General features: G+C 59.7%; 17 protein-coding genes. 6 read left to right on the top strand and 11 right to left on the bottom strand.

Features of this window, described 5'->3' with window-relative positions:
* Window positions 1–195: 195 nt before the first annotated feature.
* The 4 genes from hypE (at window position 196) to miaB (ending at window position 4,550) form a co-directional block, all read left to right on the top strand.
* On the top strand, window positions 196–1,188 hold the full coding sequence (gene hypE, locus CZ345_RS13240; RefSeq protein WP_077073570.1) for a hydrogenase expression/formation protein HypE: 993 nt from the start codon (window positions 196–198) through the stop codon (window positions 1,186–1,188).
* A 7-nt stretch (window positions 1,189–1,195) separates the two neighbouring features.
* Entirely contained in the window at window positions 1,196–2,254 is a 1,059-nt protein-coding gene (locus CZ345_RS13235; protein WP_077073569.1) for a glycosyltransferase family 9 protein, read from the top strand.
* A gap of 3 nt (window positions 2,255–2,257) precedes the next feature.
* Window positions 2,258–3,103 (top strand): TatD family hydrolase, encoded by an 846-nt coding sequence (locus tag CZ345_RS13230; protein WP_077073568.1) that lies wholly within the window; start codon window positions 2,258–2,260, stop codon window positions 3,101–3,103.
* 100 nt (window positions 3,104–3,203) lie between these two features.
* Entirely contained in the window at window positions 3,204–4,550 is a 1,347-nt protein-coding gene (gene miaB, locus CZ345_RS13225; protein WP_077073567.1) for a tRNA (N6-isopentenyl adenosine(37)-C2)-methylthiotransferase MiaB, read from the top strand.
* Between the two features lie 78 nt (window positions 4,551–4,628).
* Here the strand turns inward: miaB and CZ345_RS13220 are convergent, their stop codons facing one another.
* The 5 genes from CZ345_RS13220 to CZ345_RS13205 form a co-directional block, all read right to left on the bottom strand.
* Window positions 4,629–4,925: a helix-hairpin-helix domain-containing protein gene (locus CZ345_RS13220; protein WP_077073566.1), complete on the bottom strand. Its 297-nt coding sequence runs from the start codon at window positions 4,923–4,925 to the stop codon at window positions 4,629–4,631.
* A 96-nt stretch (window positions 4,926–5,021) separates the two neighbouring features.
* Entirely contained in the window at window positions 5,022–5,225 is a 204-nt protein-coding gene (locus tag CZ345_RS13215) for a hypothetical protein (RefSeq protein WP_077073565.1), read from the bottom strand.
* Window positions 5,226–5,360: 135 nt separating this feature from the next.
* Window positions 5,361–5,510, bottom strand: a complete 150-nt coding sequence (locus CZ345_RS17225; protein ID WP_204224303.1) for a hypothetical protein — start codon at window positions 5,508–5,510, stop codon at window positions 5,361–5,363.
* A gap of 10 nt (window positions 5,511–5,520) precedes the next feature.
* On the bottom strand, window positions 5,521–6,666 hold the full coding sequence (locus tag CZ345_RS13210) for a putative sulfate exporter family transporter (RefSeq protein ID WP_077073564.1): 1,146 nt from the start codon (window positions 6,664–6,666) through the stop codon (window positions 5,521–5,523).
* Between the two features lie 13 nt (window positions 6,667–6,679).
* Window positions 6,680–9,577: a hypothetical protein gene (locus tag CZ345_RS13205; protein WP_077073563.1), complete on the bottom strand. Its 2,898-nt coding sequence runs from the start codon at window positions 9,575–9,577 to the stop codon at window positions 6,680–6,682.
* A gap of 311 nt (window positions 9,578–9,888) precedes the next feature.
* Here CZ345_RS13205 and CZ345_RS13200 point away from each other — a divergent pair, with 311 nt between their 5' ends.
* Window positions 9,889–11,283 (top strand): sigma-54-dependent transcriptional regulator, encoded by a 1,395-nt coding sequence (locus CZ345_RS13200; RefSeq protein WP_077073562.1) that lies wholly within the window; start codon window positions 9,889–9,891, stop codon window positions 11,281–11,283.
* Between the two features lie 138 nt (window positions 11,284–11,421).
* Here the strand turns inward: CZ345_RS13200 and CZ345_RS13195 are convergent, their stop codons facing one another.
* From CZ345_RS13195 to CZ345_RS13175, 5 genes are all read right to left on the bottom strand, one after another.
* Complete coding sequence (locus CZ345_RS13195; RefSeq protein WP_077073561.1) at window positions 11,422–11,904, bottom strand: hypothetical protein; 483 nt, start codon at window positions 11,902–11,904, stop codon at window positions 11,422–11,424.
* 50 nt (window positions 11,905–11,954) lie between these two features.
* Window positions 11,955–13,247, bottom strand: a complete 1,293-nt coding sequence (locus CZ345_RS13190; RefSeq protein ID WP_077073560.1) for an arylsulfotransferase family protein — start codon at window positions 13,245–13,247, stop codon at window positions 11,955–11,957.
* A gap of 198 nt (window positions 13,248–13,445) precedes the next feature.
* A complete protein-coding gene (locus CZ345_RS13185; RefSeq protein WP_077073559.1) occupies window positions 13,446–13,757 on the bottom strand; it encodes a hypothetical protein in 312 nt (103 codons plus the stop codon).
* A gap of 21 nt (window positions 13,758–13,778) precedes the next feature.
* On the bottom strand, window positions 13,779–14,114 hold the full coding sequence (locus CZ345_RS13180) for a ComEA family DNA-binding protein (RefSeq protein WP_077073558.1): 336 nt from the start codon (window positions 14,112–14,114) through the stop codon (window positions 13,779–13,781).
* A gap of 112 nt (window positions 14,115–14,226) precedes the next feature.
* Window positions 14,227–15,687, bottom strand: a complete 1,461-nt coding sequence (locus CZ345_RS13175) for an aryl-sulfate sulfotransferase (protein ID WP_077073557.1) — start codon at window positions 15,685–15,687, stop codon at window positions 14,227–14,229.
* A gap of 221 nt (window positions 15,688–15,908) precedes the next feature.
* Between CZ345_RS13175 and CZ345_RS13170 the strand changes: the two genes are divergently transcribed.
* On the top strand, window positions 15,909–17,855 hold the full coding sequence (locus CZ345_RS13170) for an ATP-binding protein (protein ID WP_077073556.1): 1,947 nt from the start codon (window positions 15,909–15,911) through the stop codon (window positions 17,853–17,855).
* A gap of 408 nt (window positions 17,856–18,263) precedes the next feature.
* Here CZ345_RS13170 and CZ345_RS13165 read toward each other — a convergent pair whose 3' ends face one another.
* Complete coding sequence (locus CZ345_RS13165; RefSeq protein ID WP_077073555.1) at window positions 18,264–19,043, bottom strand: transporter substrate-binding domain-containing protein; 780 nt, start codon at window positions 19,041–19,043, stop codon at window positions 18,264–18,266.
* Window positions 19,044–19,517: the final 474 nt, after the last annotated feature.

The following is a 19,517-nucleotide window of genomic DNA, read 5'->3' as shown; positions in this document are numbered from 1 at the left end:
GAGAACAGGGGCTTCTTCCTGCATGGCCGGCGGCGTTTTTCTGCGGAGCCGGATATCCCGGCAGAGGGGCGTGAGGGGAGGGCGTTCCCCTTCGCGCGGCTTTGTGCTAGTCTTGCGACCGCAGGCTTTTCCCGCCGCCTGAACAAGGGCGGGCCGCGGCAGGATGCCGCCATCATTTTTTTCCCAGGGCCAGACATGAAGATTCTTCTCGACAGCGGCAGCGGCGGCAGGGCGTCGCAACGGCTCATTGCCGACGTTTTTCTCAGGCATTTCGACAACGGCATCCTGCGCCGCATGGACGACGCCGCAAGGCTGGAGATTTCCGGCCCCGTGGCCATGAGCACCGACGGCTACACCGTGACGCCGCTGTTCTTTCCCGGCGGCAGCATCGGTACGCTTGCCGTACACGGCACGGTGAACGACGTGGCCATGATGGGCGCACGGCCGAGGTATCTTTCCTGCGCCTTCATTCTGGAAGAAGGCCTGGAACTTGAGGTGCTGGAAAGGGCCGTGACCGACATGGCCCTTGCCGCGCGTGAAGCGGGGGTGCAGATAGTCACGGGCGATACCAAGGTGGTTCCCCGCGGGGCGTGCGATTCTCTGTTCATCACCACGGCGGGCGTGGGGGAAATCATTCCCGGAGCCGCGCCTTCGGGTCACGCCGCCAGGCCGGGCGACGCCGTGCTGGTAAGCGGCTCCATGGGCGATCACGGGCTTGCCGTCATGGCGGGCCGCCTTTCCTTTGTGAGCGACGTGAAGAGCGACAGCGCCCCCCTGAACCGCATGGTGGAGCGCCTTATCCTCGAAGTGGGGGATATTCATGTGCTGCGCGATCCCACGCGCGGCGGCCTTGCCACCACGCTGAACGAAATAGCCGAGCAGTCCGGCGTGGGCATCACGGTGGACGAAGCGGCCGTGCCCGTGCACGACAACGTGCGCGCAGGCTGCGATATTCTGGGGATGGACCCCTTGTATCTTGCCAACGAGGGCAAGCTCATCTGCATTCTTCCCCGCGAAAAGGCGGAGGCGGCGCTTGCCGTCATGCGCGGGTGCCGGTTCGGAGCCGAGGCCGCCGTGGTGGGCGAGGTGACGGAGGCGGAAAAGCCCCGGGTGGAACTTCGCACCCTCATGGGAGGGACGCGCCTTCTTTCCATGCTCGAAGGGGCGCAGCTGCCCCGCATCTGCTGAGGTTCCCATGCGTATCGCCGTCTGGAATACCGCGTTTCTGGGAGATTCCGTTCTTACCCTGCCGCTCATACGCACGCTCAAGGCCGCGTGGCCCGAAGCGGAGGTGGATTTCTATGTGCGCGGCGGACTTGCCGCCCTGTATGAGGAGCAGCCCGAAATAGCCCGCGTCCATGCCTGCGACAAACGCGGAAAGGACAGGGGGATTGCCGCCGTGCTGCGTCAGGGCAGGGCCGTGGCGGAGCGGAAGTACGATATCTGGGTGGACGCCCACCTCAGCCTGCGCAGTTCCTTCATGGCATGGGCCTCCCGCGCGCCCGTACGCGTGGGCTACCGCGAAGCCTGCCTCTCCGGGCTGGTCTTCACGAAGAGCGTCGGCCGCAGATTTCATGAACTTCAGGAAATAGAGCGCCTTCTGCTGCTTGCCGGAGCGCTCGGCGTGCCTTCCTCCCTGCTGGAGGATGAGTCTCTGCACTGGCCGAAGCTCGTGCTGCCCGCCCGCGCCCGGGAGGATGCCCGTGAACTGCTTGCCTCCCTGCCCGAAGGGCCGACCATAGGCCTGCACCCCGGCTCGGTATGGCCCACCAAGCGCTGGACGCCGGAAGGCTTTGCCTTTATTCTGCGCCGTGCGCTGGAGAGCGGAATCAACGCCGTGCTTCTTGCCGGCCCCGGCGAGGAGGAAACGGCGGAACATGTGCGTACCCTTGCCGGACTGAGCGGAAAGGAAGCGCATTTTCTCGATCTTTCCGGCAGAACCTCGCTTCCTTCCCTGGCCGCCGTGCTGGGTATGCTCGACGATTACGTCACCAACGATTCCGGCCCCATGCACCTTGCCTGGGCGCAGGGCACGCCGGTGACGGCACTGTTCGGCCCCACGGTGCGCGCGCTGGGCTTTGCGCCGCGAGGCGCAGAAAGCAGCGTGCTGGAAGTGGAGCTTCCCTGCCGCCCCTGCGGCCTGCACGGCCACAAGGCCTGCCCGAAGGGGCATTTTGACTGTATGAAGCGTATCGACCCCGAAGTTGTATGGCGCGACGTGGAGCAGAAGCTTGCGGCGCGCAATCAGGAATGAATCATGTCTTCTTCCAAGCAGCGGCCCCTGCCTCAGAGCCTGGGCCTTCCCTTCACCGGCGCGGACAGCCACGCCCATCTTGACGACGAACGCCTCCTGCCCGACCTTTCCGGCATGCTGGAGCGCGCCGCTTCTTCCGGCGTATCCCTCATCGTACACATGTTTCTGCTGCATGAACGCTATGCGGCCAACCGCGATACTCTTCTCCAAGCGGCCGCAGCTCTTCCCCAGGCCCCGGCCATCTGCTTTGCCCGCGGCCTGCACCCGGAAGACGTGCGTCGTGCGGGCGAGGAGGAATGGGAACACCTCGCAGAGGCTGTGAGGAACGATCCGCTCATCCGGGCCGTGGGTGAGATAGGGCTGGATAATCATTATGAGGAAGGCTACTCTCCCTCCTCATTGCAGGTGCCGTGGTTCCGCCGCCAGCTCAGACTGGCGAAGGAGCTGGACAAGCCCGTCGTCATTCATTCCCGCGACGCCTGGGACGAGACGTTCGCCATACTCGACGAGGAGAACATGCAGGGCCGCCCGATTCTGTGGCACTGCTTCGGCGGCGACGCGGCACGGGCGCGGCAGATCGTGGAACGCGGCTGGCATATCGCCTTCGGCGGCGCGTCCACCTTCAAGGCCAATGCCTTCGTGCGCGAGGCGCTGCATGAGGTACCTCTGGACAGGCTGCACCTTGAAACGGACTGCCCCTACCTTGCGCCTCAGCCGTGGCGGGGCAAAACCAACGAACCGGCGCTTACCGTGTTCACGGCGGAATGCCTTGCCGGAGAACTTGGCATGAGCACGGAAGAACTCTGGACGCTGACCGGGAAAAACACGCGTCGCTTCTTCGGCATGTAGCGGGGCGCATTTCGACCGCGGGGTAAAAAAGCTCTCAACGGCCTCATATCTTCCCAAGACACCAACGCTCCGGCGAGCGGATATTTTTTCAGGAGACACGATGGGCAAGCCCGGATTTCACTGCATCACCTTCGGCTGTCAGATGAACGTCAACGATTCTCAGTGGGTCGAAAGAGCGCTCATGCGCCTCGGCTTTGAGGAAAAGCCCCTGGAAGAGGCCGACGTGGTGCTTCTCAATACCTGTTCCGTACGCGAGAAGCCGGAACAGAAGGTGTACAGCGCCCTCGGGCGCGTGCGGCAGGCCAACCCCCGCGCCGTGGTGGGGGTGGCGGGCTGCGTGGCTCAGCAGCTCGGCGAAGAGCTCATGCGCCGCCACCCGCAGGTGCGCCTGGTGGCGGGGAGCGACGGCGTTTCCTCCATTCCCGAAGCCTTCGTGCGCCTTCTGCACGAGCCGAAGCTGCGCCTTTCCTTCCTTGATTTCACCGACGTCTTTCCCGACCGCGATCCCTGCCTTGAAGGCGAAACGGCAAAAGGCGGCGTCACGCCCGTGGCCTATGTGAACATCATGCAGGGATGCGACAATTTCTGCGCCTACTGCATCGTGCCCTATACCCGCGGGCCGCGCAAATCCCGCTCCACCAAAGCCGTGCTCGATGAATGCCGCGCCTGGGTGTCCCGCGGCGCGGGGGATATCACCCTGCTCGGGCAGAACGTCAACGTCTTCGGCAAGGATAAGAGCGGCGACGGCACTTCCTTCCCCGAACTTATGCGTCAGGTGGCGGCCATTCCGGGCCTTCGGCGCATACGTTTCGTTTCCGCCCATCCGCGCGATTTCTCGCAGGAAACCATCGACATGTTCGCGGAGCTTCCGCAGCTCTGCCCGCGTCTGCACCTGCCCCTGCAGTCCGGTTCCGATTCCATGCTCAGAAAAATGGGGCGCGGCTATACCATGGAACGCTATCTTTCCGTGGTGGAGGCGCTCAGGAAGGCGCGGCCGGACATCGCCCTTTCCACCGACCTCATCGTGGGCTTCCCTTCGGAAACGGAGGAGGAATTCGAGGATACTCTGAAGGCCGTGGACAGCTGCGGCTTCATGTCCAGCTTTTCCTTCTGCTATTCCGACAGGCCGGGTACGCGCGCTTCGGCCATGCCGTTCAAGATTCCCCATGAGGTGCAGCTGGAAAGGCTGGAGAGGCTCCAGAGCCTGCAGAACGACCGTGCGGAAGCATGGCTGCAAAGCCGCGTGGGCCTTGTGACCGACGTGCTTCTGGAAGCGCCGAGCCAGAGAAGCGCAGAGGGCAACAACGAATGGCAGGGGCGCGACGCCTGGGGCGACATGGTGAATGTGAGCCTGCCCGAAGGGCAGGGCCGACCCGGAGAATTTGTGGATGTGAAGATGGAAAAGGCCCTTAAGCATTCGCTCAAGGCTTCGCCCGTGCAGGCGTAAGCCCGGCCTTTCCCGTAGAAGTCATGAAAAAGGCGACCGGACATCCGGACGCCTTTTTTCATGAGAAGGGGGAACGTATCAGCAGTTGCATTCCGCGCCGGAAACGGCGTCCACGCGCAGCGACTGCTTGGCCTGTTCCAGGGCCTGTCTGTCCATGCCGGGCACGTCGGAAAGCTCGTCGATGGACATGAAGTCGCCCATTTCCTCACGGTAGGAAACAATGGCTTTGGCCATGTCGGCGTTCAGGCCGGGAACGGAGGCAAGTTCCTCCTGCGTGGCGGTGTTTACGTTGACGCCTTCTTCTTCGGCAAAGGCGGCGGGGGCGAGGCTGAGCATGAGGGCCAGGGCAAGGGCGGAAGCGGTAAAGTGTTTCATACAAGGCTCCTTGGGAACGTTTTGCCTTCCGAAAAAGGCGCGGGCACGGCGTTTCCGGGCCGCTTTTCGGAAATGAGCGGGTTTGCGGAGAGGGGACTACCAGCTGAGGTAGGACCAGGAATACAGGAAAAAGCAGACGACGAAGGAAAGCAGGGAGGACGCGGCAAGGCGGAGATACCTGCCTCCTGTGCCGTACCCTTTGCGTCCGGCGCGGAATACGCCCAGGTAAAGGGCCGCCGCCACAGCCTGGAAGAGCAGCAGGGCGAACAGTATCTGAAGGTAGAACGTGATGCCTGTCATAACGGTTCCTCGGGAATCCGGCCGCAGCCGCGGCCGGGGCGATGTTTCGGTTCCGGCCGGGTCTGGTACCCCGGCCGGGCGTTTCGGAGTTCCTGACGCGGTGAGTGCTCCGTCAGGAAACGGGGGGCGGGGCTTTTACAGCAGGCCCGTGCTCTGGAAGAGCACCGCAAGAAGAAGGAACGCAACGGCAAGGAGAATGCCCACCATGTCGCGGTCGTGTTCCTCCTGTCCGGTGTTGTCCATATAGTCGAAGCCTTCCGCGTCGGTGGTGTGGGAATGTTTCATGGCGTTTTCCTCAGATGAGCGGGAAGTGGAACTTTGCCGCCGCGAGCAGACAGGCGGCAAGAAGGACGATGCGGAATATGCCCGAGGCGAAGGTGAGGATAAGTCCCTTCAGTCCCCACTGAGCGATTTCCCGCAGGGGAAGCGAAAGTCCCAGCGCGGCGGCCGCAAGGGAGAAGTCCCACTTCACAAGTTCGAATATCGCAAGGTGTGCGGGTTCCTTCACCACATGGAACTGTACGGCGATCCAGACCGCGATGAACACCGCAATGAAAAGCGGGAACGACCTGTGGGCGCGCGTGGCGTGCACGTTCTCATCGTTGCGCCGGATGCGGGCACGCAGGAACATGACGAGGAACACGAACAGAAAACCTGCGGGCATGAGGGCGTGGCGCACGGGTTCCACATAGTGCGCCCAGTGCCCGGCCTCGTAGCTGTAGCCGAAGGCCGCGTTGAACATCTGCCCCGTGTTGCCGATGCCGAACACGGAAAGTACGGCGAAGGCCTCATCGTCCATGTTGAAGGCACGGCCCAGTACCGGCAGCAGGAAGGAGGCGACAAGCCCGAAGAGCAGGATGCAGGAGAGGGCGTTGATGACCTGCCCGCCCTTGGACTTCAGCATGGGCATGAGTATGGCCACCACATGGGGGTCGCCCGTGGAGAGCGCGCCTGCGATGGTGGAATAGTGGCGGTCGTCCATGGAAAGGAGCCTGCCGAGCGCCAGCGTGAGGGCGGAGGTGAGAATCATGATGGCGAAGGCGAAGAGAATAAGGGGCAGTCCCGCCTTTTCCGCATGGCTGAAAACGAAATGCGGCGCCAGCATGATGATGCCGAGGGGCATGAGTATGTGAATGTAGGAAAGCCCGCGCTTCCAGCAGTCCGGCACGCCGAACACGTTGCCGATGACAAGTCCCAGAAGGAAGGGATTCCACACGAAGTTGGAGTTGAGTATCTGGAAAAGAGGCTGGTGGTTCACCGGGCCGATCACGTTGTCGAGCCAGTGAAACAGGTTTTCCAGGGTGAAGGGATTGGGGCTTCCCGCGAGGTTGTTGGAAAACAGCGCGATGAAGAACATGGCCAGCAGACCGGGCAGGACTTCGCTCATGCCGTAGAGGCAGCTCAGGAAGGAGCGGCGGCGTTCTTCGTAGGATACGTTCATGGTATTTACCTGCCTATTGGAACTTGCGGCTCAGCCATGCGTCGAGCCCGCGTTCGGGGTGGGGATGGGCGCCGGTGCGCCAGTATTCCTGCCAGGCGGAACGCTCCATGAGCGAGGCGCGCAGAAAACCTTCGATGGTACCGTTCACGCCCATGAGCACGTCGACGTTGTTGCGCGGCTGGAAGGCCAGATTGGCGCTTTTGAACACGCGCTTGCGGTAATTGGTTTCGATGTGCCAGGCATGGATCATTTCCCCGTCGAAGCTGTCGATGACGATGCTGAACTGCGGCTTGCCGTCGGCGGTAAGCGGGCCGTCGAAGCGGGGATGCTCCCTGTCGAGAATGATGGGTTCGGGATTGTCGAGCAGCACTTCGTTGAGCTGGTAACAGTGGCCGCACACGTCCGGCCGTACCATGAAGCGGGGATCGCCCTCGAAGGGAGTGTCGCTTTCGAGTTTTTTCAGGTCCACATAGGTGTAGAAGGCGGCTTTGCCCTTTTCAAAGGGCGTTTTCACGTCCACTTCCGCGAGCACCCTGTTTTTCCCTTCATCGAAGGGGAACTGCAGGGAATTCACCACGCGCTGATGCTGGGGCAGGAAGGCGCGCGTTTCGGCATTGAGCGGGCCGAGCACCTTCGTCTGTACGAGGGAGCCGTCGTTTCTGCGGATTTCCACCTCGCTGGTACCGGCCGCTTCGTCCAGGGCGACAAGCTTCAGGGTGTGATGTTTGCCGAGGGCCTTTTCCTCGCCGGGGGCGAGCAGCACGCGCACGGGCTTCTGATAGGTGTATTCCACGCTCTGTATGGCCGGGGTGCCGAAGCTCTTCACGCGCACATAGTCCTCGCCCACGAATTCCGGCTCGATCCAGGTCGCGCCTTCCGCGAAGCGGTCGTGCAGGTAGTAGCGGTCGCCCTGTTCGCGGCTGAGTCCCTGGGCCAGTTCGAAGGGCGCGCCGAAGTTGTTGCCCGAATACTTCACCACGTTGATCTGCGCCATGGGCCTGTCGTCGAGCAGGTGCTTTTCCGTGAAACGCAGCACCTTGTTGTTTACGCCAAGGGGCTGATCCTGCCAGTAGACGGGGTGCAGGCTGGCATCGGGCTGTACGCGCCAGAAGTCGATGTCGAAGTTGCGCCGCGTGAAGGTGGTGGATTCAAAGGTGGCGATATAGGCGCGTCGGCCCAGCATGTAGAAGGTTTCTCCGTTCAGCGCGCGCACGTTGCGGGCGTTGCGCGAGGTGTAGAAGAGGCCGGAGGGCGGAATCACGATGCGGTTGTTCTTCCAGTCCACATAGCTGCCGCGTATGACGAGGCCTTCGGAGGAGGTGAGTCTCTCGCCGCGGCGGTTGGTCACCTGTTCGCGGCCGAAGCCGCGCATGAGTCCGCCGAAGGGCGCCGTGGGATCGGGCGCGTGGAAGGCCATGTCGGGCATGACGGAGGGGAAGGACGTGAAGTGCGAACCCTGTACTTCGGTACCGAATTTCGGCGTGGCGAGGCGGGTGAGGAAGCTGTCTTCCAGAATGGAAATGAAGGTCGGCGTGCGGCCGATGAAGCAGTCGATATTCCTGCGGCCCTTGTCCGTGAAGGCAAGGTTGTCCGTGCGCTGGAAGAAGGCGTCGCGCACATAGTAGCTGAAGACCCTGCCGTCTCTGATGTCGTCGGCCACCAGGCGGAAGGCCGGGCGGTTCCAGATATCGGAATACTTCACCGGGCCGTCGAAGCTGTCGTTGCCGCTGTCGAGAGTGAAGGCCTCGGCGTTTTCCAGGGTAAGACGCTGAAGTTTGCCGGTGAGAAGATTCGCCTCAAGACCCACGGTGTAGCGGTCGTCCAGAGGCCAGGCTTCGCCGTTTTTCACGGTGACGAGGTCGCGGTAGACGACGAGGCTCAACATGCCGTCATGCCAGTCGTGGGGCACGTCCGTGGACCAGGGCATGAAGTCGGAATGACGCAGGTATTCCGGCTGCACGGCTATTTCAATGCGCATGTCCTCGCCGGGCACGGTAAGGCTGTAGGCGTCTTTTTCCTCATCCCTGTCCTTGTAGCCCTGGGAGCTTACGGGACGCACCAGCTTTTCCGCCAGCACCCTGTCGCCGGAAAGGTCGGTCACGCGCACGCGGAAGCCTGCGTTCTCGCGGAAGGCGTAAATGCGTTTCGTACCGTAGAGGCGGTACTCCTCCTGCCTGAGGTCGAGCACCACCGGGCGGGAAAGGGAGAAGGTGGCTTCTTCGATGACGGGGTAGGAAAGGGCGGCGAAATGCGCCATTTCAAAGTCATGATCCTTCACCTCGAAGCGGCTGGCTCCGTATTCGAACACGGGGTCGAGGAAGAATTCGTCAAGCTGCTCCACGTCGCCTTCCATGTGGCTGCGGTCGGGCAGATCCCTGATGGCCGGGAATTTGGAGGAGACGGAGAATTCCATGGGCCAGTGGCCCGAAGGGGCGATGAGCGCCATCTGAATATAGGGCAGGTCATAGTGGTCGGTGGCGTAGTCGAACCACAGGCGGTAGCCTGCATCGTCCACCGTGACCTTCTGGCCCTTTTTCAGCGAGATGTCGCGCACGGTACGCACGCCTGCCTTGCTGTCCACCAGATAGGCGTGTTCCCCGAGAACAAGGAACGGATCGCGCCTGAAGGGCGCCGCATCCTGTTCCGTTTCCGAAATGTAGCAGAGCCCGCCCGCAGGAACGAGGGCCTTGCCGTCCTTGACGGAGCTTTGCCGCACGAGCACGGCTTCGGAAAGGTTGCGCTGCTGACCGTACTGGTTTTTGAAGGCCTTGTGCCGCAGGCCGCCAAGGTCGGGAATGAAGGGCATGTCGCCCGCCGGGGCCAGGCCGTGCGGACTTTCCGAGGCCGGCGCGCCGGAAACGAGAAGGCATACAAGGGCGGCGGCGACGCCGGAAACGAGAAGTTTGCTCATCAAAACTTCCTTGTGGTTTGAAGTGTCTGGCGGGAGGCGTCTTTCCCCGCCTTCATGTGCGCCGAAGGAAACGGGGAAAGGCCGCCGCACAAGAGATATGCATGAATCATTCCAAATTCATTATTATGAATGATGACAATGTGTTATGATGTAACGGCGATATGGGCCGCGCCGCGCGCACGGGCGGGAATGTACGGCGCGCTGCACACTGTGCCCTTCCCCGCGCAGAGCCGTACCGGCAGGGGTTTTTCTTTACGAGGGCACGTCTTGCCGTTACTATGACAGCGCTAAAACGGCCTCAAGGTAAGGATATGAGCGAAAAGAAACAGAGCGGATATCAGATTCTGGTGGTGGATGACGACCCGGAATGGCATGAGATTCTTGCCCTTCTTTTTTCCCGCAAGGGCTGGAGAACGGAAACCGTTCTTTCCGGGGAAAGGGCGCTTTCGCGCATCGCCGCAGGCGGTATCGACGTGGTGGTGTGCGATCTTTCCATGCCCGGCATGAGCGGGCTGGAGGTGCTCCGGCGCGTTCGCGCCATGAATTCCCGCCTGCCCTTCATCATGATGACGGGCGTGGGCACCATTGAAAGTGCGGTGGAGGCCGTGCAGCTCGGTGCCTACAGCTATCTGACCAAGCCCGTGAACAATGCGGAGCTTGCCGCCCTCGTGCAGCGTGCGGCGGAACACGCCCGCCTGCACAGCCAGCTTCAGGAACGCCCCCGCGAGGAGCAGGGGCCGGTTTCTCTGGTGTACAACAGTCCTGCCATGAAGCAGATGCTGGAAATCATCCGCAAGGTGGCGAGCACCAGCGTGCCCATCCTCATCACCGGGGAAACGGGTACGGGCAAGAGCAGGCTGGCGGAATACATACACCGTGCAAGCGCCTTTCGGAATATGCCCTTTCTCACCATCGACTGTGCGGCGCTTCCCGAATCGCTTCTGGAAAGCGAGCTTTTCGGGCATGTGAAGGGGGCCTTCACCGGTGCGGTGAACAGCAGGCGCGGCCTTCTGGAGGAAGCTCAGGGAGGCACGGTGTTTCTGGACGAGATAGGCGAGCTTTCGCCCTCCACGCAGGCCAAACTTCTGCGCGCCATTCAGGAACATGAGATTCGCCCCGTAGGCAGCAACAGAAGCGTGAGCATCAACGTGCGCTTCATTGCCGCCACACACCGCAGGCTGGAAGAGGATGTGAAGACGGGGCGCTTCCGCGAGGATCTTTTCTACCGTCTTTCCGTCATTCCCCTGTATCTTCCGCCGCTGCGCGAACGCCGGGAGGATCTGGCCGCGCTCATCGGCTTCTTCATCAACCGTTTCAACGAGCGCTACGGCCGCAATGTAACGCAGATAAGCCCGGCGGCCATGAACATTCTCTACAGTCAGCCGTGGAAGGGGAACATACGCGAACTGGAAAACGTGCTGGAGCGCGCCTTTCTGCTGACGGAAGGCGACAGGCTCATGCCCGAATCCCTGGGTATGCTTACGGACGGCGCCCCTCTTGTTTCTTCGTCCGCCTCCGGGCAGGAAGCTCCGGAAACGCCCCTTTCCCTTTCCGATGCGGTACGCAATGCGGAAGTGCAGGCCCTTCAGCAGGCTCTTTCCCTGTGCAACGGAAATAAGACGCAGGCGGCCGAACTTCTGGGCATAGGCCGAAGAACGCTTTACGACAAGCTTGAACAGTTCGGACTTATGGAAAGGAAGGGATAGAGCACAGCGTTTTTCCTGCCCTTCTGCAGACCGATTTCGGTAGATAATGTGAAACATCAAAAGGCCTGCATGACGAGATTTCATGCAGGCCTTTTTTCATAACGAATGTGTATGAAATAAGCAGTTCTGATTTTTTGTTCAGTAGCCGATAATGCTTGTTATGGAACGGGCGATATAATACCAGGCTTCAAAGACATCCTTCCATTCGTCGGCGTGACTTTTGACGAAGGTGTTGATGCTGTATGCCGTAGCAAAGACAAGCACCTGCTTCCCTTCATAGTTTTTTTCAGCCAGTACGCCTTTGCCCATGGTGTTGGCATCCTTCATTTCCTTTTCGTTCAGGCAGGCACGAATGATATCGCCGGCCAGAGATTCTTCGGAAGGATTGCCTATGACGAGGCATTTCTCCACGTCCTTGAGCTGTTTTTTATCCTTGATCTGAACGAATGGTACGCCTTCGTTTTCACAGTAGCTTTTCATACCGGTGAGGCTGTTGAACACGGTATCGGAAGCGACGACATAGGCCGTGATATCCTCATTTTCCTCGGCAAGGGCCGGGGTAACCATGGAACACACGGCGAGAAACAATACAAAAGTTTTGATGGCAGCAATCAGTTTCATACTACTTGTCCTTGGTGCGGGGCGGAACACGGTTCCGCCCCGCTTGTCAGTTATTTCTGGATGGTGGGAGCGATGTGGAAGTCTTCATTCTTGGGAGGAACCACGGCGAAGGGCTTGGTCACACGCTTGATCTGCTTGAACTGCGGGCAGTAGTCGTCAAGATAGATGCGGCTGCGCTGAGAGTAGGTAGGCATCATGTATTCCCAGACGATTTCGCCGCCTTCAGGATTCTTCACATCACGGGTAACTTCAAACAGACGGCCGGTGTTGTCTTCGGAAATGAAGGTGTTGCCGTTGGGCAGACGGGATTCGGAGCCCATGGTCTTGCTGAAGAAGTGCATGTTGGAATAGCCCTTGCTTTCATACTGCCATTCCAGCTCGCCGGTGACGGGGTTGAGTTCGCCGAGCAGCGTCAGGCCCACACGGTCTCTGGTCTTGGCAAAGAGGCCGTTGTCGAAGAAGATGATGTTGCCTTCACCGGGCAGACCCTTTTCAATCATCTGAGGTTCATGGCAATGAGCAAGACCGGTCTTGTAGGAGTGGTTGCCCGCCCAGACCACCTTTCCGGTTTCCTTGTCAATGATGTAGAATTCATCGAGGTTGCGGGGGTTCACGAGAAGGTTGCCGGGCTTGAAGCGCTTGTCGCCGCCGTCATACCATTTGTTTTCCGGCAGCTCCTGAATACTGTTCATATGAGTCCAGTCGGAGTTGGGGCACACGGGGGAGAACTTGTTCAGGTCAAGGTGTTCCCATGTATTCCAACGCCAGACAATTTTATCCGTTTTGGGATTGACTTCAAGCAGAACGTCGCCGCGCATGTTTACGCCGCTACGCTTGAAGGTTCCCCAAGGCAGTTCCACGTCTTTGATTTTTTTCTGATATTCTTCAGGAATGACGGAATAGGCGGTGTAGACGATGTTGCCGTTTTTCAGCTTGGTCACGTCGTTGTGCCAGTCCAGTCCCTTGGGCACGGCATGACGCCAGTTTTCTTTACCGTCCCAGCTGAATTCTACTATATAAGAGGGATGTTCTTCGGTCAGCGCTGCGGTGGAGCTCATATCCATGACGGTACCGGCAAGAAGGAGGTTGCCGCTTTTATCCAGACGTGCACGGAGATTTTGCCAGTTGGCGGGAACCTTCCAACTGTGATACTCGTTGCCGTTGCGGTCCATAATCGTCACTCTGTCGTTGTGGACAGCCATGATAAATACATTACTCATGGCCTTTTCAGGGTTGAAGATCGTGGTGCCGGTAGGATAGACGGTCGGTCTGGCGTCGGCAGAAGAAGCCAGAAGCAGAGCTGCGAGTCCACATGCCGTGCAGGTAGCCTTCAGGAAGTTCATACACTACTCCTTAGTTGATGTGTGGATGAAGTAAATAAGCTGTGCCGCATATGAAATACATACGGAGATGCTATGCAAAAAATGTGCCTGTTGTATTTTTTCATGTTGATTTGATAAACGATGAAAAAACAACCGCACAGAGAACGTTGCTGTGCAGTCTGTCGCACAGCAGCATTGTTGCAAGAGAATGCGATGCTGTTAGTACGATCTCATGCCGGGCAGCGCATTGGGGTTGAAAACGAGGTCGTTTTCTTCCTCGATGGGGTCGAGTTCCTTGATGAGCTCTTCCGTCATGCCGGGGATGCCGGTAAGGTCGCCCGAGGTGGTGAAGCGTTTTGTCTCACGCGCCGCTACGATGGCGTTGGCGACATCCATGGGAAGGGTAACGCCTTCCTCCGCGCAGTCGCGCACCATTTTTTCCGCACCGGCCCTGTTGAAGCTGAAAGACCCGGCATACGCGGGGGCAGTCATGATGCAGACTGCAAGCAGCGGTACGGCAATACGGGTCATGTATAAAAATCTCCGGTAAAATCAGCACTTTGACGGGGCCAGCGTCAGTTCGGCGTCAGGATCGTACCACAGTGTGCCATCATGCTCAATGGGATTGATGGCCTGGAGCGTATGGTTGTCCAGTCCCGGAACCTTCAGAAAATCTTCAGGAAGTTCAAAAGGCTTGTTTTTGGCCATGTCCACGATGGTGTTTGCCATTTCCGGGGTGATGTTGGCGTCGGGAATTTCCATGAGCTGTTCGGCCGTTGCCTTGTTCAGGTCGAAGGCGTCGGGGCCGAGTTCCACGTCTTCGGCCAGGGCCGGAGAGGCGGCACAGAGGAATGCGCCGAGAAGAAGGGAAGAGAGCGTTTTTTTCATAAAGGCTCCGCAAGAGCGTTGGAGTGTTTTATTCGTTCGGGCATCCGCCTTCCCCTTCCCCGCAGGGAGGAGGAAGAGATGGAGGCGAAGGCGGATGCCGTTACGCAGGAGGTTATGCCTTGTAGGGCGTCTTGCTGGCGGGAATGGTGAAGGTGGTGTTTTCCGGCGGGGTCACGGCGAATTCCTGCGGCTTCTTGAGCTGGGGCACATAGTCGTAGGGCACGCGGTAGGCGCGGTACACCAGGTTGAATCTGCCGTTGGGGTTGTACCAGGGGCTTATGTATTCCCACACGATTTCGTGATCGGGAGTGACTTCCTGGAACTGCCCCACGGCGCCGTTGGTGATGAGGGTGTTGCCGTTGGGCAGGCGCTGGGCGGAGCTTACATAATCGCTGTAGAACTTGTAGGTTTCGCGCAGGCCCATGGTGGCGGCGGAGTGCTCCCACACCTTTTTGAGCGTGACCGGGTCGAACTCGAGGACGCGGGAATAGTCGCGCCGTGCGTTGCTCCAGCCCATGGGGGAGGTGGGGTTCCGTTCGCCGTAGCCGGCGAAGCCGCCGTTGTCGTACACGAGAATGTTTCCTGCTCCGGGCAGGCCCCTGGGAATCATGTGGCAGTGGTGCTGACCAACGATCTGGCCGAGCCTGTACAGGGCGCGCTTGTATTCCTTGCCGCCGAATTCCCACTTGTCGTCGGGGTAGAAGGTGGGGCCTATCTGCCACACGATTTTCTTGCTCGCCTTGTCGATGATGAAGCAGGTGTTGAGCTGACGGCAGGAGCAGATGATGTTGTCGGGGTGGAAGACCGCGTACTTCACCGGGTCTTCGTCATACCAGTGGTTGGGGCCGAGGGTGGAGGCGGAGTTCATGTGCATCCAGTCCGCCGCCTTCACGCCCGGGGTGCGGGTCATCTGCCAGGTGGGGAACTTGTACATGGTTTTCTTGAGATCTTCGGGGAGCTTCAGCTCGTCGAAGTGCTCGCAGGCCTTCCAGTCCCAGATGATGTTGTTGTCCTTGTCCATCTCGAAGATATAGTCGTCGTCCAGGGGCTTTTTCTTCGTAATGGCCGGGTTTTCGGTGAACAGGTGCGAAAGCACGAGAATTTTGCCTTCCGGCTTGTATTCCACGGGCATGTCCGGGCTGTGGTATCCGGTGGGGTTGCCTTCCACCTGAAAGTCGTGATGCATACCCGCAAGGGGAATGTTGCGTACGATCTTGCCGTTCCAGTCGCAGATGGAAAGGTCGGCGGACATGGGGTCGCCGTAGGTGCGGCCCTTCATTTCCGGCTTCTGGCGGGTGGCGCCCATGATGTAACCGCCCCTGAGCAGTTTTGAGGGGTGTTCGAGCTCGTTCACGTTTTTCCATTCATGCACGACGTTGCCGTTCATGTCGATGAGCACGCAGCCCTGTCCGGCCGTTTCCACACCGAACACGGTATAGCCGTTCCAGCATTTTTCCGGCTTGTAGATGGTAGTGCCGTGGGGGAACACGGATGGGAACGCCCAGCTTAAAGAAGGCGCTGCCGTGGCGGCAGCGGCCGCGGACAGCCCCATGAGAAATTGACGACGGTTCATGTATCTTCCTTTGTGGTTGAAGGCGGAACGTGTTTATCCATGCTTTAGCAAAGAACGTGCCATTGTGATTTTTATTGTTATATCAGGGGGATTTTTATTTTTTGCAACCGGATGCGTGAGGATTTCCGCACAGAGAAGAGCCTTGTGTGCGAAAAACCGCACGCTTTTTTCCCTTGCGGCAAAAGGGCGCATGGTGTTTTATCATGGCGAGGAGTTTTGCCATGCGTCGTACGTTCTTTGCACTTGTCGCCGTTCTGATGCTGTGTCTTGTGCCGTCGCTTTTGTGGAGCGCTCCCTCCGGTCAGGGAAACGGAACGAGGAGGCTCGTCATCGGCGTGCCTCCTCATTCCGCGCCTCTTTCCTTTCTGAACGAAAGCCGCGACGGTCTGCTCGGACTTGCCGTGGACCTCAGCGTGAAAATGGCCCGGGAACTCAAGATGGATATTGTTTTCGTGCAGAGCAACGCGCGGAAACTGGAACAGAAGCTTCAGCGCGGCGAAATCGACGCCATGGTGGGCCTTCTGCCCGTCAATTTGAAGAACGATTTTTCCGATGTTCTGGTCACGCCGCTGGCTCTGAACCGCGCCATTCTGGTGGCGGGGCAGGAGCATCAGTTCACCATGGAGCGCGACCTTGCCGGGCGCAGGGTCATTCTTCAGCGCGGCGATACCTACATTCCCAAGATGCTGGACATGGGCTGCACCGTGGTGCAGGCCGATTCCATCACCAATGCGCTGAACCGTCTGGTGGGGGGCGAGGCGGAAGCCTACATTGCCAGTTCCGTGGAGATGGCCTTCCATATCGTACAGAGCAAGAAATACAAGAATATCCGTGTGATGGGAGGTTCCCTCGAACGTATTCCCATGGTCATGATGGTGGGTCGGCAGTCCGGCCTTCTGGAGCGCATGACGAGCGCTCTGGTACATCTTGAGGAAAGCGGAGAGGTGGAGTCTCTGCGTTCCAAGTGGCTGGGACGTTCGCTGTATGTGCCCGGCATCTGGGAACTGTACCGTTACCATATTCTTTGTACGGCGGCGCTGCTTTTCTGCGTTTTTCTCGCCACGGTCACCTGGATATACGCGCTCAAGCGACAGGTGCGCAAAGTCTCGCGCAGGCTCATACGTTCGGAAAGAAAATATCGCGACCTTATCGAGGAATCGCCGGATATCATCCTTCTGCTGGATGCGGACGGACAGATCAGGCTTTCCAACAGGGCGGCGCGAAGCGTGCTGCATATCGGTGAGAGCGGGCACAGCGCCGTGCTTATGGAGGCGCTCTGCCAGGAAACCAACGGATGCCTGGAACGCTTTGTGGAACTTATTCCGCAGAAGGGCGCCCTGCGCCGGGAAATCACTCTGGCCCCGGGTACGGACAAGGAACTCGTGCTGGAGATCAACCTCTTCATGGCCGATATGGAGGCTTCTCCCTACGCCATCTGCCTCATCGGGCGCGACATGACGGAGCGGCGCAGGCTGGACAGGCAGGTCATGGAAATGGAAAGGCTGGCCGTGCTCGGTAAAATGGCCGCCGGGGTGGCGCACGAAATCAACAATCCCATAGGCATCGTCATGGCCAACGCGGAACTGGCGCTGGAAGACTGCCCGGAAGAAAGTCCCCTGCGGCCGCTTCTGAAGGCCATACACCGCAACGGAGAAAGGGCGGTGAACACCACGCGCCGCCTCATGCATCTGGCCCTGCCCGATTCCGTGCAGTATGAAAGTCAGAACCTTGCCCTCATCGCTCGGGAGGCTCTTTTCTTCCTCAGGCCGCGCCTGCGTACGGTAAGGGTGGATGAGAGTCTGCTGCCGCAAAGCCTGCCCATGCGGGGCAACCGCACGCTTCTGGAACAACTGGTGCTGAACCTCATGATCAACGCGCTGGACAGCATGGAAGAGAAGGATTTCCGCGCGCTGGTGCTGGAGGGCCGCTGCGAGGAGGGGCGCGTGGTGCTGGAGGTATCGGACTGCGGCAGCGGCATAGATGAGGAGAACAGAAAGAAGATTTTCGAGCCGTTCTTCTCCACCAAGGGGAGCCGCGGCTTCGGCCTGGGGCTGTACATTTCCCGGCATATCGTGGAACTGCACGAGGGGCATATCGAGGCCCATTCCGCCGTGGGGGCAGGCTCCACCATGTCTCTTTCCTTCCGTGCGGAAAGAGAAACGCCGTAGTTTTGCTTTTCAGGTCTGCCTGCCGCAAGAGCGTGCGGGGGGGGGAGTCTCAGAATCGTGCGGAAAACAGGGCCATTCCACGGAACAGGGAGAAGTTGCCTTTTGTCGCAGAGAAGAGAAGGGGGGAAAAGCCCGAATCCTGCCGCGGTCTATGCGCTTTCGGCATGTCCGAGCGGCAGGTCGTAAAAGGCCCCGCCTCCGTTCCGGGAAAGGGGGAGGCTGCATGATGAGGGATTGCCGCATGGTTTTGGTTTTGCCATACGTTTCCCCGTACCGGAATGCTGTTCCTTCGTTCTTTGGGTTACACGCGATGGAAAAAGCCGGGCGGAGCTGTCTCCGACCCGGCTTTTATGCGCAGTCATGCCGCAGGGGTACCGCAGGGAACCCCGGCGGCGTGCATCGTGCTGCCTACTTGATGTACTGATTTTCCCACTTGGCCATGGTGCCGTCGGCCTTGATGCCGGCCATCCATTCGTTCACGGCCTTGAGGAGGCTGGGGCATTCCTTGCTCATGAGCACGCCGAAGTGATTCTGCGTGAAGGGCTTGTCCACCAGGGGAGCGGCCACCTTGGGGTTGTCCTTGACGTAACGCACGGCTTCCATGGTTTCGGTGATCATGACGTCGGCCTTGCCTTCGCCCACGAGACCGGGAATTTCGGCGTTGTGTTCATGCATGATGAGCTGGGCCTTGGGCGTGGATTCCTTGGCGAACTTCTCGTTGGTGCCGCCGGGGTTGTACATCACGCGCACGGAAGGCTGGTTCACGTCGTCCAGAGACTTGAACTGGGCTTCCTTGGTCTTGGTGACGAGGATGGTCTTGCCGAAGGTGAGGTACGGGTCGGACATGGCCATCATCTGCTTGCGCGCATCGGTCACGGTAATGCCGCACATGGCCACGTCGAACTTGTCGGCCAGGGTATCTTCCTGAAGGGTCTTCCAGGTGGTGGGCACATACACGAGTTCCACACCGAGCTTCTTGGCCAGAGAGGCGGCCATTTCCGCATCGAAGCCTTCGTACTTGCCGGTTTCCTTGTTCAGGTAGCTCATGGGCTTGTAGTCGCCCGTGGTGCCGACCAGAAGCTTGCCGCTGGACTTGATTTCCGCAAGGCTTCTCGCCTCGGCATCGTTGACGGTGAGGCCGGTGACGGCGGCAAGAATGATCGAGGCCGTAAGGAACTGTTTGAGCATGGGAGGTCCTCCTCAGTTTTGCTCTGTCATGAAAAGTGTTCTTAGACTAGAGTGAAACCGGCCCCGCTGTCCAGAGAAGAGGGGCTTTTCCTGCGGCGGAAACCCCATTTTTCCGCATGAGTTGCCGCCTGCGGCGTTTTTTGCTGCTGCGGCGCGCGTTCTTCCCTCTTGTCCGGTCCGAATGATGCCGTCCGCGCAGCTTCGGGGACTTCCCGTGTCCGGGCAGCCCCTGTCCCGGCGTTTCTCTCTGCGGCATGTTTTTGGGGCATGTTCTGCGCCCGGTTCATGGTGCCCCGTGCAGCGTGGCGCACCGGTTTCGGGAAGCCGCGCCTCCTCTTCCCGCTGCCGTACCGCGAGGAAGCCCCGGGCTGTTCTGGGCGTGGAGCAGTTCTTCGGGGAAGGTTGGCCACAGGAAAAGAGACGGCGCGTTTTGCCGCAGGACTGGGCGCGGGACGTACCGTGCGCTGGTGCGGA

Source organism: Mailhella massiliensis, assembly GCF_900155525.1.
GTDB classification, from domain to species: domain Bacteria; phylum Desulfobacterota; class Desulfovibrionia; order Desulfovibrionales; family Desulfovibrionaceae; genus Mailhella; species Mailhella massiliensis.
This window is presented reverse-complemented; position numbering and strand designations above follow the sequence as displayed.